The organism is Bacillus sp. BML-BC051, from assembly GCF_019656175.1.
Lineage (GTDB): Bacteria > Bacillota > Bacilli > Bacillales > Bacillaceae_G > Bacillus_A > Bacillus_A mobilis.
In genome coordinates, this window is sequence record NZ_BPLI01000018.1 from 86,576 (window position 1) to 101,018 (window position 14,443).

Below are 14,443 nucleotides of genomic sequence, written 5' to 3' on the forward strand. Positions count from 1 at the left end.
TATACTTACATTAGGCTCTTTCTAAAAACTTTCATTTGTAAGGAACATCGTAAAATTCTGTATTAAATATAGTCTATGTAAAAAAGCCCGCACTAATGTGCGAGCTTTTTTATACTTATCGTTTTCCTTTTTCATAAGGAGTTCCTAACGCTTTCGGAGCTTCAGAACGACCTACAAAACCAACAAGTGCTAATATTGTGAATACATACGGTAATATCGTTAATAAAACACTCGGAATTTGATCTAATACAGGAATTGTCCCACCTGTTACACTTAACGATTGTGCAAAACCAAAGAATAGTGCTGCACCTAATGCACCTAGTGGATTCCACTTCCCAAAGATCATAGCAGCTAACGCTAAGAAACCTTGTCCAGTAATAGTTGCCCCTGAGAAGTTATTAGAAATTGACATTGCAAAAATTGCTCCACCAATTCCAGCAAACACACCTGATATACAAACACCGATATAGCGCATTTTATATACGTTAATCCCCATCGTATCAGCTGCCATTGGATGCTCACCAACCGCACGAAGACGAAGACCGAACGGTGTTTTATAAATAACATACCAAACAACGAATGCTAAAATAATAGCAATATACGACGTTATCGGTACGTTAGAGAAGAATATCTTCCCTAAAACCGGAATATCCGAAAGGCCTGGAATATCAATCTTTTCAATACGGTACTGAATAAAGTCAGTCTGTCCTTTATCAAAAATCTTCTTAATTGCAAATACCGTTAACCCAAGAGATAAGAAGTTAATCGCTACACCACTTACAACTTGATCCGCTCGGAATGTAATAGATGCTACCGCATGAAGTAACGCAAATAACCCACTACCAATTGCCGCAAATAATAACGCAATCCACGGAGTCATCGTTCCCCATGTATCACCCATTAATAAGTTTGTAACAACTCCAATAAATGCACCAAATAGCATTAGTCCTTCTAATCCGATATTTACAACACCCGATCGTTCACTAAATACACCACCTAGTGCTGTAAAAATTATAGGTGCTGATGTATATAACGTACCCGTCACAAGAATGGCTAATATATCTAAAAAGCTCATTTATTTCCCCTCCTTGCTCATGCGTGTAAGCGCCCATCTTAACACATAACTACATGCAACAAAGAAGATGATACATGCAATAATCACATTAATAAGCTCTGATGGTACATCTGCCTCAAAGTTCATTTGAGGGGAAGCACTTTTCAAACCACCAAATAATAAAGCTGAAAGGATAATACCAAACGGATTATTCCCCCCAAGTAAGGCTACGGCAATTCCGTCAAATCCTACTCCTGTAAACGAAGACATTGCTGTCATACTTTGGAACGTTCCTAACCCTTCCATCGCTCCACCAATCCCCGCAAATGCACCCGCAATTGTCATAGAGAATACTACATTGCGAGAAACTTTCATACCAGCATATTGGGAAGCATGTTGATTAAATCCTACCGATTTTAATTCATACCCTAAAGTTGTTCGATCTAATAAGAACCACATTAAAATAGCAATTAAAATTGCTACAACAATTCCCCAGTGAAGGCGCGAACCATCAGTGATGGCAGCAAGCCAGTCTGAAGATAATGATGCACTCGCTTTGATGTCGTACGTTTTATCATTACCCTCGTGCAAGAAACGTTTAATAATGTCATATGTTACGTATAACGCAATATAGTTCATCATAATTGTTACAATAACTTCATTAACTTGAAATTTCCCCTTTAAATATCCAGGGATGAAACCCCAAATTCCACCTACCAACGCTGCAAATAAAATAGATAACGGAATGTGAAGAACAGCTGGTAGCGAGACTGCATAACCAAACCAAACTGCTGCAAGCCAACCAACTAGTAATTGACCCTCTACCCCGATATTAAATAAACCTGTACGAAATGCAAACGCCACTGATAAGCCGGCAAGAATAAGCGGTATCATTGTACGAAGCGTTTCACCTATTGCACTTGGGCTACCGAACATTCCTGTCCAAAGTGCACTATAACCAACAATCGGATCATAGCCACTAACTAGCATTACAATCGCTCCGACAAGTAAGCCAAAAATAACGGATAGTACTGGGACTAAAATATTTATCGTTCGTTCTGTTAAAAGTTTTTTAGCCATTTGTACCCACCTGCTCCTTCTTTGTTCCTCCAGCCATTAACAATCCAAGCTGTTGTTCATTCGTTTCTTTCGCATCAACAATCGCTACGATTTTCCCTTCATAAATAACAGCAATTCGGTCACTAACATTTAAGATTTCATCTAACTCTAGAGATAAAAGTAATACACCTTTTCCTTTATCCCTTTGCTCTATTAATCTCTTATGAATAAATTCAATTGCTCCTACATCTAAACCACGTGTTGGCTGTGCCGCGATTAATAAATCTGGATCACGGTCTACTTCACGTGCAATAATTGCTTTTTGTTGATTCCCCCCAGATAAAGCGCGCGCTAACGTTTGCTCACTAGGTGTACGTACATCAAACTGTTCAATAAGTGCCTTTGCTTTTTCTGTAATTTTACTAAAATTTAAAATCCCTTTCTTTGAAAACGGATTTTTATAGTACGTTTGCAGAACTATATTATCTCTAACTGAAAAATCAAGAACAAGGCCGTGTTTATGACGATCTTCTGGAATATGACCAATTCCTTCTTCTGTTATCCTTCTAACAGGCCAATTTGTTATTTCTTTTCCTTTAATTGCAATAGAACCTGACTCAACTTTTCGTAAACCAGTAATTGCTTCTATTAATTCACTTTGTCCGTTTCCATCAATCCCTGCAATTCCAACAATTTCCCCCGCACGAACAGTTAAGTCAAGGCCTTTTACAGCAGGTAGTTGACGTGCATCGTGAACAACAAGATTTGCAATTGAAAGTACCTCTTCTTTTGGCTTCGCGTCTATTTTTTCTGTTTTAAAATTCACTTGACGTCCGACCATTAATTCTGCAAGTTTATTTTCATCCGTATTTGCAACATCAACCGTTCCAATTCCTTTTCCTTTACGAATAATCGTACAACGATCGCAAACTTCCATAATTTCTTTCAACTTATGTGTAATAAGAACAATAGATTTTCCCTCTTGTACAAGCTTTTTCATAATTTGAATTAGCTCATGAATTTCTTGCGGTGTTAACACAGCTGTCGGTTCATCAAATATTAAAATTTCTGCCCCGCGGTAAAGTGTTTTTAAAATCTCAACACGCTGCTGCATACCAACTGAAATATCCTGTATTTTCGCATATGGATCTACAGCTAATCCGTATTGTTCAGACAGTTTTTGAATTTCTTTAGCTGCTTCCTCAACAGCAATTTTCCCTTTTTTCTTCGGTTCATTTCCGAGAATAATATTCTCTGTAACTGTAAAATTATGAACAAGCATAAAGTGCTGATGAACCATTCCAATACCAAGGTCATTTGCCACATTCGGATTGGTAATGTTTACAGACTTTCCTTTAATTTTAATTCCACCTTGTTCTGGTTGATACAAACCAAATAGTACATTCATCAATGTGGATTTCCCTGCACCATTTTCTCCAAGTAAAGCATGTATTTCTCCTTGCTTTACTTGCAGCGTAATATCATCATTCGCTACAATGCCTGGGAATACTTTCGTAATGTTATTCATCTCAATTACGTATTCCATTGTGTTCCTCCTTTTAACAGGGAACATTCCCCTATTACACTATTAACTTATTAAGCAATTTGGAAGTTTTATACATACAAAGGTTAGTTCTATGAACTAACCTTTGCTATTTCTCTATTTATTTTTTTAGAGAAGCTTCATATTCTTTATACTCTTTATCTGTAGCTGGTACTTTAATTTCACCATCTGTAATTTTCTTTTCAAACTCTTCTACTTTTGTTAAAATTTCAGGGTTAACTTTTTTCACGTTGTCAGTTGTTTTTGCAATACCGACACCGTCATCTTTTAAGCCAAACGCTTCTACTTTACCACCTTTTAATTTACCATCTTTCGCTTCTTGTGCTACTTTTTCAACAGCGATATCTACACGTTTTACCATTGAAGTTAATGTTACGTTTTCAGGCATACCTTCTTGGTTTTGGTCACGGTCAACACCGATTACCCAAACATTTTCACCTTTTTTCTTACGGTTTTTCGCTTCAGTGAACACGCCGTTACCTGTACCACCAGCAGCATGATAAATTACATCTACGCCTTGACCATACATTGCTGAAGCAAGAACTGTACCTTTTTCCGGTTTATCAAATGCTTCTGCATATTCAGATACGATTTCAATATTTGGATTTACTGCCTTTGCACCAGCTTTAAATCCATTTTCGAATTTACTAATTAAATCACTCTTCATTCCACCAACAAATCCTACTTTATTCGATTTTGTTGACATAGCCGCTACCGCACCTACAAGGAATGAACCTTCATGATCTTTAAATGTAATGCTTGTTACGTTCGGTGCCTCTACAACAGTATCCACAATTGCGAATTGTTGTTTTGGAGCTTCTTTTGCTACTTCTTTAATTGCACCCTCTAATTTATAACCAATTCCGAAAGATAAATCATACTTATCTTTTGAAAATTTCTTTAAGTTTGGAATATAATCCGCTTCTTTTTCAGACTGTAGGTAACGATAATTTGTCTTTTCCTTTAACCCATTATCTTTACCAAACTTCTTCAAACCTTCCCAAGAAGATTGGTTGAATGATTTATCATCAACGCCCCCAACATCCGTTACCATACCAACTTTGAAGTCTTTATCTTCTTTCTTGTCACTGCTCGCCTTATCCGAGTTACCACATGCACCTAACACCGTGCTTGCTGCTAATGTTAATGATAATAAAAGACCTGTTTTTTTCTTCATACTAGAAACCCCTCCTGAAATGAATTGTCTATTTTTTATACGCTGCTGTCCCTAACTTCTTGCTGTCACCTCCCTAAAAAGGAACTCACCTACATACGTTTTCTTAATACGTGGAAGCTAAACTTATCAGCTCTAAAGTAATTAATAGAATATAAGATTGGCTCATCATTTTGATCATAGTGCATTTGTTTTAAAACTAGCAGTGCTGTTTCTGGTTCACATTCTAAAATCGGTGAGATTTTCGGATGGTAGCCAATTGGCTCAATGTGAGCAACTGCGTATGTGATACGTTTGTGTGTGTTGTTATGTATCACTGTAAGCAATGATTCTTCGTTGTATCCCGATAAATCTGGTAAGATTTCTTTTGCAAGTTTATCGATACAATATACAACAGGTTCCCCATCTGCTGTACGCACACGCTCAATCATTACTGCATTAAAACCATCTTCACTATTAAACTTCTCTTTTTCTTCTTCTGTTAAACTTGTTGTAGATGATGATAAAAAGATAGTTCCTGGTGTTTTCCCCACACTAGAAATCATATCTGTAATACTAGAAAGTTGTTCAATCCCAGAAGAAAATAACGGTTTTGCATTTACAAATGTTCCTACACCATGTCTACGAATGACAACATTTTCTTCTTCTAAAATTCGCAGTGCTTCCCTTAAAGTCGCCCTACTTACACCAAGTTCTTTCGCTAAATCAAACTCTGATGGTAACTTCTGTCTTTCTTTGTAAGCTCCATCTTTAATTTTTTCTTTGATGTGATCAATCACCCGTAAATATAGGTGACGACTATCGGATTTTACTGACATAAGACTCCCCCGCATTTCAATTATTCGACCTCTGATGTAAGACTTCTTTTCTCTTTTTTCAACTTACAACATAATAAAAATTGCTAAATACTAAAAATAAGCTTAATTGTCGAATAAATATTAATAATTTTTTAAGATGCAATTTTCACTCTTTACTGCATAAAAAAAACTTTGCACCATAAACATTCCTCATTTCGAGAAAAAGTTCGGCACAAAGATCTCTTACATCCTTTGTTACACACTTTTCCCCTCATAGTCCAGCAATTCATGGTTGCCAGGTAGAAACTTATGGACCTTATCTCCAAGATTATATGAGGCAGTGATTCTTTTCGAAGTAATCTTACCACTTGCTCCCATACGTGTCAACAAAATTTAACATTTTTCTACATTAAATATCGAACGTTCACAAAAAAACACACCAAAGTATTCGTATTCTAAAGAATCACTTTAAATGTAAGCCCTTTCTTCATTACTGAATATAGTATATAACAAAACCAGCATATAAAAAAGCCTAATTGTAAAAACAATTAGGCTTTTTTTATGAACTTTTTTCTTGCACATCATTAATGAGCACTTCTCGTGGTTTACTACCTTCATACGGACCTACTACACCATTCATTTCCATTGCATCAATTAAACGGGCAGCTCGCGTATAACCTACCCTAAACCTACGTTGCAACATAGAAACAGATGCTGTTTGCATTTCCACTACAAGCTGAACTGCTTCATCGTATAATTCATCTTCTACTTCCTGTTTCGTATCAGGAACATCTTGTGGAATCATATCTTCTTGATATTGCGCTTTTTGCTGACCAATAACATATTCTACAACTCTCTCAACTTCATCATCTGATAAAAACGCACCTTGTACACGTACAGGCTTCGATGCACCAATTGGTATAAACAGCATATCTCCACGACCTAGTAGTTTCTCCGCACCACCACCGTCAAGAATTGTACGAGAATCTGTTTGAGAAGATACAGCGAATGCAATACGCGATGGTATATTCGCTTTAATAACTCCGGTAATAACATCTACTGACGGGCGCTGCGTTGCAATAATTAAATGAATACCAGCCGCACGAGCCATTTGTGCTAAACGCATAATTGCATCCTCTACATCCGATGAAGCAACCATCATTAAATCTGCTAACTCGTCCACAATGACTACAATATAAGGTAATTCCGGTTGTTTCGCTTCCGACTGACTATTATGTTCTTTAATATGATCATTGTATCCTTCAATATTACGCGTGCCACTATGAGCAAATAACTCATAACGACGCTCCATCTCGCTCACAACTTTTTTCAAAGCTTGTGATGCTTTTTTCGGATCAGTTACAACTGGTGTTAATAAATGAGGAACACCGTTATATACATTTAACTCTACCATTTTCGGATCAATCATCATTAATTTTACTTCGTGTGGTTTTGCACGCATTAAAATACTAACAATAATACCGTTAATACATACACTTTTCCCGCTACCTGTCGCACCAGCTACTAGTAAATGGGGCATCTTATTTAAACGGGCTAATACAGCTTCACCTGTAATATCTCGTCCAAGACCAATTAACAACTTCTCTTCCGGATGATTATTAGCCTTAGAATCAAGAACTTCTCGAAGCGTTACCATAGAAACTTCTGAGTTCGGAACTTCAATCCCTACAGCTGATTTCCCGGGAATAGGTGCTTCAATACGAATGTCTTTCGCAGCTAAAGCAAGTGCTAAATCATCACTTAAACTAACGATTTTGCTTACCTTTACTCCCATATCAGGATACACTTCATATTTTGTAACTGCAGGACCTCTATGTACTTTTGTTACTTTCGCTTTCACTCCAAAGCTTTGGAATGTACGTTCTAATTTACGAGCATTCTCATAAATTTCTGCATTTTCATTTGTAACTTGCTTGTTCTTAGGAAATTTCAATATATCAAGTGCAGGAAGCTTGTAATCTTTATTTTCTACATTTGAAAATTGCATAGGAGGCGCTTGTGTTTCACTCTCTAGCGATTCAACGATTTTTTCTCCACGCTTTTTCTTAGATTCTTCAACAGGCGGAGCCTCTTCAATAGACGGTGAAGTTATCAACTCTACTTCCTGTTCTTCGCTAATTCGTTTATCCTCTTCTTCATTTACTGGATAATTCTCAGTGAAATTCGAAATAATGGGAGGATCAATTGAGATTTCTTCCATCGGCTCAATAATTTCTTCTTGTTCTGCAGCACGTTTGCTCCTTGTGCTTCTCGTTGTTTTTTTCTTTTCTGTTTGTTCAGCCGTTCTTTTGGATCTCCAATCTTTATAATCCCCTTGCATTACTTCAAATTGACTTCTAAGGATTCTTCCTACAGGGGCAAGTACTTCTCCAATATGCTTATTTGTTATACAAAGTATGCCGAGAATCACTAAAATGATTCCAATAATATAAGCTCCTACTTCATCAAATAAGAAGTAACATGTCGCGAACATAAGCGCACCAAACATACCACCGCCTAAATGAACACTATCTGGACCCTTTTTCATTTCAAGAAAGAAGTTATCTTTCGTACTTACAATAACAGAAGTATTTTGCACTGCTCCATCTTTCGTAAGAAGGTTAAATAATGTAATATGACTAAACATTAATATCGCCAATACTATTAAATAAAAACCGATTAACCGTTTATTTAATAGGTTCGGCCATCCACGTTTTATAACAAACGAAACCGATAAAGCTATTACACCCAACACACCAATTATGTACCACTCACCAAAGAAGAAGCGAAAAAATAACACAAACGATTTCCCTACAACGCCTAGCTGTAAAATCGTAATGATTGAAAGTGCAAAAAGAGTTAAACCGACGATTTCATAATACAAAGTTGGCTTTATCGTGCGTCTTGCTTTTGCCTTCGTCCCTCTTTGCTTTTGTTTTGCCATTTCTTCACCTCGTGTTCTACATGTAAGTAGAGCTTCCTGAAAAAAGCTCTACTTATATGTCTGTTTTCTCTATTTTTTCAGGTCTTATATCTTCTATTTTTACACTTCTTGTAAATTGTTAAATAAACAGAAGAAAGCAGCCCTCTCATGGCTGCTCAACCGTCTTGTTTTTTATATTATACCATAGCTTCTAAACAAAATCCTTCTTTTTGCTAAAAGGTTATTTTCTGACCAGGCTCAAACTCTAAGTAGTGAAGCGGATCCGTACTTAACACACGTACAATAGAATAATACCCATGTTCTTCTTCAGAAACCATTAACTCAACACCGTTTATATTTACAACTTTTTGACTTTCACATTGCGAATAATCAGCTGGATAGACAAGTTGCTCCGGCATAATTGTATATAAAATCATTGTAACATTGTCCCTTCTGCACTATCATCCCCGCGTGCATCTATTAATTCGTTCAATTTTCGAATCGCATTTCCAATACCACCAACATCATCTATAAGACCATATTTCACTGCATCTCCGCCAATTACATTCGTTCCAATATCTCGCGTCAAATTCCCTTTCGCAAACATAAGCTCTTTAAAACGATCTTCCGTTACTTTCGAATGCTTCGTCACAAATCGAATGACTCTTTCTTGCATTTTATCTAAATACTCAAATGTTTGCGGCACACCTATAACAAGACCTGTTAGACGAATAGGATGAATTGTCATCGTCGCAGTTTCCGCAATAAATGAATAGTCCGTAGAGACAGCAATCGGTACACCGATAGAATGTCCTCCGCCTAGAACAAGTGATACCGTTGGCTTTGAAAGCGAAGCTACCATCTCAGAAATTGCTAACCCTGCTTCAACGTCACCTCCAACCGTGTTTAATATTAAAAGTAAACCTTCAATTTTCGGATTTTGTTCTATCGCAACAATTTGCGGAATGATATGCTCATATTTTGTTGTTTTATTTTGCGGCGGCAACTGAACATGACCTTCCACCTGCCCAATGATTGTTAAGCAATGAATACGCGATTCATTCATTTGTGGTACATTCGTTTGCCCTAGCTGTTGAATTTTTTCCACTATGGAAGCTTCTTTCCCAGTTTCTTTCGGCTCAGCCTCTTTCCCTTCATTTGTATAACGATCACGTTCTGTCATATCGCATCCCCTTTCACTCGTATATCACTATTATTTCTTAAGTTATAAATTTCATTCGATAGAGTTAAAAAAGAAAAAAGATCACCCGTAAAGGTGATCTTTTTTATACTTCCATAATAATCGGTAAAATCATAGGCTTTCTCTTTGTCTCTTCGTACAAGAACTGCCCTAATAATTCACGAATATTTTGTTTTAACATAGACCATTCAATTGAATATTCTTTAATCGATTGCTCAACAATCATACGTACAATCTCTGTAGAGCGGTCAATTAACGCTTCTGATTCACGTACATACACAAAACCACGTGAAATGATTTCTGGACCAGAAACAATTTTCTTTTCATCCTTACCAAGTGTTACAACAACTACTAATATTCCATCTTGAGATAACATTTTTCTATCTCGAAGAACGATATTACCAACGTCACCTACACCTAATCCATCAATTAATACATTGCCCGCTTGCACTTTACCAACTAAGTTCGCTTCATCGTCACCAAAACCAATTACATCGCCTTTTTCTACGATAAAGATATTTTCTCTTGCAATGCCTACATCTTCAGCTAAGTATGCATGTGCTTTTTGCATACGGAACTCACCATGTACGGGTACAAAATATTTCGGTTTCATTAAATTTAACATTAATTTTAATTCTTCTTGGCTACCATGACCTGAAACGTGAACTTTTCTTTCACCGTAATAAACAACTTCAGCTCCCGCTCTAAATAACAAGTCAATAATTTTTGATACAGATATTTCATTACCCGGAATTGGAGAAGCCGCAATAATAACCGTATCACCTTTACGAATTGAAATTTGTTTATGAGCTTGCTTCGCCATTCTAGAAAGGGCCGCCATCGGTTCACCTTGGCTACCTGTCGTTAAAATAGCTACCTTTTTCTCTGGGAAATTGTCTACTTCTTGTAGTGAAATAACCATACCTTCTGGAACATCTAAATAACCAAGACGTCTTGCGATATCTACTACTTTCACCATACTACGTCCTACAACAGCTACTTTTCGTCCTGTTTCAGCAGCTGCATCAAATACTTGTTGAATACGATGTACATTGGATGCAAATGAAGCAACGATAATACGTCCTTCTGCGCCGTAGAACACTTTAGAAATTTCTACACCAACTTCTTTTTCAGAACCTGTATAGCCTGGACGCTCAGCATTTGTACTATCAGATAATAAGCACAGTACGCCTTCATTTCCGATTTGTGCCATTTTCCCAAGATCTGCTCCACTATTTCCAATTGGAGTTTGATCGAATTTAAAGTCTCCTGTATATACAATCGCACCTTTTGATGTATGGAAACAAACACCAACAGAATCTGGAATACTATGTGTCGTTCCAAAGAATGACACCGTTGTAGTATTAAACTCCACTGTTGAATTTGAATCGATTGTTTTTAAGTCTACACGGCCTAACATACCCGCTTCGCCAAGTTTTTCTTGTATAAGTCCTACTGTTAATTTCGTTGCATACACTGGAATTGATAATTTACGAAGTACGTAAACAATGCCACCGATATGATCTTCATGACCGTGAGTAATAAATAAACCTTTTACTCGCTCTTGGTTTTCCACTAAATATGTAATATCAGGAATAACGATATCAATTCCAAACATTTCATCTCCTGGGAACATTAACCCTGCATCTACAATAAAGATTTCAGAATCAATTTCAACACAGTACATGTTTTTCCCGATTTCACCTACTCCACCAAGAGCAAATACTTTAACAGACTCATTCTCTTTTCTCTTCATGTTGTTGCCTGGTTTAAAAATCTTTCAAACACTGATTTCACTAAAATTGCAGAGACACCAGGGGAAACTCTACAACCACCATATATTCACCGTCCAAGACGAATGTCCTTACCGTTATGCGATATCATGTCCTTGTTTATTTTTTAAACCAGGTTTCACCTCTCTTTCATTATATAAATCAAATATCTTATTCGATATGATATGAAAATGTAATCAAATTATAATTTTTACCAATTTTGCTAAGCATACCCGTACTAAGCTACTTAGCCATATTATACCTGATACAAGAAATAGAACACAAGTTAAATCGTGCGAAAGAATAGGTAAAAGAACGGAATTATAACAAAAGTATCGAACGTATTTCCTTTATATTTACTTCGATTTTATACTCCATATTATTTTGAAAAAATAGCCATACATACGCTAAATTAATTTCATAATATGGATTTTCAAGACTTATTTTTCTAGAATTGAACAAAAACACTTACAAAATGGAGTTTTTTTATGAATTACGTCACATTTGAGGGGATCTCTCTAAAAAACAGAAGCGGTAGTTTATTACGTTTATACAAATGTTTATTCTATAATAACTATATTTTTTTGATTCATTTAAAGGTTTACAATTATTTTCTTATACATGTTGCAATACATAATAAAGAAGTGATTAAACAAGTGGCATAATATAATCTTATAAAAACACATGTAGATGAGAAAATAGAGGTAAAGATTTTCATACCAATAAAAAATGACCTAGTTCTACACTAGGTCATTTTTTATTAACGAGGGATAGATTGCATGACAGATTGTAACGTTACTCTTTCTTCTTCTGTTAATGGAAGAAGTGGTAAACGTACAGAACCTACATCTAACCCAACCATTTGTAACGCTGTTTTTACTGGCGTTGGGCTTGGCGCCATAAATAATGAATCCGTTACTCTTACAAGTAATTGATGTAATTTTTGCGCCTTCTTGAATTCTCCTGCTTGGAATGCTGCAATCATTTCTTGCATTTCATTTCCGATAACATGAGATGCTACAGAAACGATACCTTTCGCTCCAACTACCATAGCTGGTAACGTTAAACCGTCATCACCGCTGTATACTGCAAAGTCGTCCGCTGTTTTTTCAATGATTTCTGTCATTGTTAACACATCGCCGCCTGCATCTTTAATCGCAACAATGTTTTCTATTTCTGATAAACGAACAACTGTATCAACGGAGATTTGTACAATAGATCGTCCTGGAACGTTATATAGCATAACCGGAAGTGGCGTGCTTTCAGCAATTGCTTTAAAGTGCTGATACATTCCTTCTTGACTCGGTTTGTTATAATACGGTGCTACTAGCATTACTGCATCAACACCAACTTCTGTTGCCTTTTTAGTTAAGTCAATAGAAGCATGCGTATTATTGCTACCTGTTCCAGCGATTACGGGCACCCTTTTATCGACAACAGATACGACATGGCGATATAACGCTACTTTTTCTTCTGAAGTTAATGTAGGAGATTCGCCTGTCGTTCCTCCTACCACGATTGCTGTTGTACCGTTATCTATTAAATAATTTACCAATTTCGTTGTCTTTGCAAAATCGATATTTCCGTTTTTATCAAACGGAGTTACCATCGCGGTTGCAATTGTCCCAAAATCTATCATGGTCTCACTCCTTATTGTTCCAGTTGCTTTTCTTTTGAAAGCTCAAACGCACTATGTAATGCATTTACAGCCTCCACTAAATCAGTTTCTTTTACAAGAACCCAAATTGTCGTATGGCTATCTGCCGATTGCAGAATTTGAATACCTTTTTCCGCTAAAGCTGTAACGATTTTTGCAGTAACCCCTGGGTACCCAGCCATTCCAGCTCCTACAATAGATACTTTTGCACAATGCTCTGTCACAATTGGCTCATATCCAAGGTTTTTTAATAATTCAACTGCACGACTTGATACACTATCACTCACCGTATAAGCTACCCCAGTAGGTGAAATGTTAATTAAATCGACACTGATTCCTTCATTCGCCATTTCTTTAAACACATGCTGTTGTAAATCATATGCCGTTTCTTTTGCCAGCACTTTAATTTGCGTCACATTTGATACATGAGCGATACCTGTAACAGGACGTTCTTCTACATCACGGCCTTTTGTCGCACCGTCCGATGCTGAAATAAGCGTACCTTCACTATCAGAATACGTAGAACGTACACGAAGTGGTACTTTGGCATGCATCGCAATTTCAACTGCACGTGGATGAACGACTTTTGCACCTTGATATGCCATGTTACAAATTTCATTGTACGTTACCGTTTGAAGATGACGTGCATCTTTTACAATGCGAGGATCCGCAGTCATAACACCTTCTACATCTGTGAAGATATCGATATATTCAGCATGAAGCGCAACACCTAACGCTGAAGCTGAAGTATCGCTACCTCCGCGTCCAAGTGTTGTCGTATCACCTTTTTTCGTTTGTCCTTGGAATCCTGTAACGACGATTACATCTAGATTTTCTAGCTCTTCATGTATACGATCGCAATTCATTTCAATAATCTTAGCATTCGTAAAATCATCATTTGTTACAAAACCAGCTTGTGCACCATTTAACGCTGCTGCTTTTATACCGTTCTCATTTAACATATTAGAGAAGACGATTGCTGAGATTAATTCTCCGCATGATAATAATAAATCTTGCTCACGATTAGAAATGCGAGATTCCTCTTGATTTACAAGACTTAACAAAGTATCAGTTGCATATGGTTCACCTTTACGGCCCATAGCAGATACGACAGTAACTACTTTATAACCCGCATCTAGCGATTTTTTTATATGATGAAGCGCATGCTTACGTCCATTTTCATCACGTACGGATGTGCCACCAAATTTTTGAACAATAATTTTCATATTTTGCACCTTCTCT

Annotated in this window: 11 protein-coding genes and 1 riboswitch; all 11 genes read right to left on the reverse strand. The window is 36.8% G+C overall.

Annotated features, from left to right (window positions below; genetic code table 11):
• Positions 1–115: 115 nt before the first annotated feature.
• The 11 genes from K5S59_RS10025 to dapG all read right to left on the reverse strand — a co-directional run bounded on the left by K5S59_RS10025 (position 116) and on the right by dapG (position 14,427).
• On the reverse strand, positions 116–1,075 hold the full coding sequence (locus K5S59_RS10025) for an ABC transporter permease (protein ID WP_000008857.1): 960 nt from the start codon (positions 1,073–1,075) through the stop codon (positions 116–118).
• Positions 1,076–2,134, reverse strand: a complete 1,059-nt coding sequence (locus tag K5S59_RS10030; protein ID WP_001085261.1) for an ABC transporter permease — start codon at positions 2,132–2,134, stop codon at positions 1,076–1,078. It lies immediately after the preceding gene.
• Complete coding sequence (locus tag K5S59_RS10035; protein WP_000456942.1) at positions 2,127–3,659, reverse strand: ABC transporter ATP-binding protein; 1,533 nt, start codon at positions 3,657–3,659, stop codon at positions 2,127–2,129. The genes K5S59_RS10030 and K5S59_RS10035 overlap by 8 nt, the downstream gene beginning before the upstream one ends.
• A 118-nt stretch (positions 3,660–3,777) precedes the next feature.
• Complete coding sequence (locus K5S59_RS10040; protein WP_000730603.1) at positions 3,778–4,854, reverse strand: BMP family lipoprotein; 1,077 nt, start codon at positions 4,852–4,854, stop codon at positions 3,778–3,780.
• 89 nt (positions 4,855–4,943) lie between these two features.
• The gene (locus K5S59_RS10045) at positions 4,944–5,669 is read right to left on the reverse strand and encodes a GntR family transcriptional regulator (protein ID WP_000114176.1); all 726 of its coding nucleotides are present in this window, start codon (positions 5,667–5,669) and stop codon (positions 4,944–4,946) included.
• A gap of 233 nt (positions 5,670–5,902) precedes the next feature.
• A riboswitch (purine riboswitch) is annotated at positions 5,903–6,004 on the reverse strand.
• Between the two features lie 203 nt (positions 6,005–6,207).
• Positions 6,208–8,592 carry a DNA translocase FtsK gene (locus K5S59_RS10050; RefSeq protein ID WP_097844219.1) on the reverse strand — a complete coding sequence of 795 codons (2,385 nt, stop codon included), beginning with the start codon at positions 8,590–8,592 and terminating at the stop codon, positions 6,208–6,210.
• Between the two features lie 212 nt (positions 8,593–8,804).
• Complete coding sequence (locus K5S59_RS10055; RefSeq protein WP_000605027.1) at positions 8,805–9,008, reverse strand: YlzJ-like family protein; 204 nt, start codon at positions 9,006–9,008, stop codon at positions 8,805–8,807.
• Entirely contained in the window at positions 9,005–9,754 is a 750-nt protein-coding gene (gene tepA, locus K5S59_RS10060; protein ID WP_000139826.1) for a translocation-enhancing protein TepA, read from the reverse strand. Before tepA ends, K5S59_RS10055 begins: the two co-directional genes overlap by 4 nt.
• A 103-nt stretch (positions 9,755–9,857) precedes the next feature.
• Positions 9,858–11,528 carry a ribonuclease J gene (locus tag K5S59_RS10065; protein WP_000823086.1) on the reverse strand — a complete coding sequence of 557 codons (1,671 nt, stop codon included), beginning with the start codon at positions 11,526–11,528 and terminating at the stop codon, positions 9,858–9,860.
• 776 nt (positions 11,529–12,304) lie between these two features.
• The gene (gene dapA, locus K5S59_RS10070; RefSeq protein ID WP_000564778.1) at positions 12,305–13,183 is read right to left on the reverse strand and encodes a 4-hydroxy-tetrahydrodipicolinate synthase; all 879 of its coding nucleotides are present in this window, start codon (positions 13,181–13,183) and stop codon (positions 12,305–12,307) included.
• A gap of 11 nt (positions 13,184–13,194) precedes the next feature.
• Complete coding sequence (gene dapG, locus K5S59_RS10075) at positions 13,195–14,427, reverse strand: aspartate kinase (RefSeq protein ID WP_000692478.1); 1,233 nt, start codon at positions 14,425–14,427, stop codon at positions 13,195–13,197.
• Positions 14,428–14,443 lie beyond the last annotated feature (16 nt).

Bases quoted from the DNA above. Each gene is read 5' to 3' on its own strand.
- K5S59_RS10025 (WP_000008857.1), bottom strand. From the start codon at position 1,075: ATGAGCTTTTTAGATATATTAGCCATTCTTGTGACGGGTACGTTATAT.
- K5S59_RS10030 (WP_001085261.1), bottom strand. From the start codon at position 2,134: ATGGCTAAAAAACTTTTAACAGAACGAACGATAAATATTTTAGTCCCA.
- K5S59_RS10035 (WP_000456942.1), bottom strand. From the start codon at position 3,659: ATGGAATACGTAATTGAGATGAATAACATTACGAAAGTATTCCCAGGC.
- K5S59_RS10040 (WP_000730603.1), bottom strand. From the start codon at position 4,854: ATGAAGAAAAAAACAGGTCTTTTATTATCATTAACATTAGCAGCAAGC.
- K5S59_RS10045 (WP_000114176.1), bottom strand. From the start codon at position 5,669: ATGTCAGTAAAATCCGATAGTCGTCACCTATATTTACGGGTGATTGAT.
- K5S59_RS10050 (WP_097844219.1), bottom strand. From the start codon at position 8,592: ATGGCAAAACAAAAGCAAAGAGGGACGAAGGCAAAAGCAAGACGCACG.
- K5S59_RS10055 (WP_000605027.1), bottom strand. From the start codon at position 9,008: ATGATTTTATATACAATTATGCCGGAGCAACTTGTCTATCCAGCTGAT.
- tepA (WP_000139826.1), bottom strand. From the start codon at position 9,754: ATGACAGAACGTGATCGTTATACAAATGAAGGGAAAGAGGCTGAGCCG.
- K5S59_RS10065 (WP_000823086.1), bottom strand. From the start codon at position 11,528: ATGAAGAGAAAAGAGAATGAGTCTGTTAAAGTATTTGCTCTTGGTGGA.
- dapA (WP_000564778.1), bottom strand. From the start codon at position 13,183: ATGATAGATTTTGGGACAATTGCAACCGCGATGGTAACTCCGTTTGAT.
- dapG (WP_000692478.1), bottom strand. From the start codon at position 14,427: ATGAAAATTATTGTTCAAAAATTTGGTGGCACATCCGTACGTGATGAA.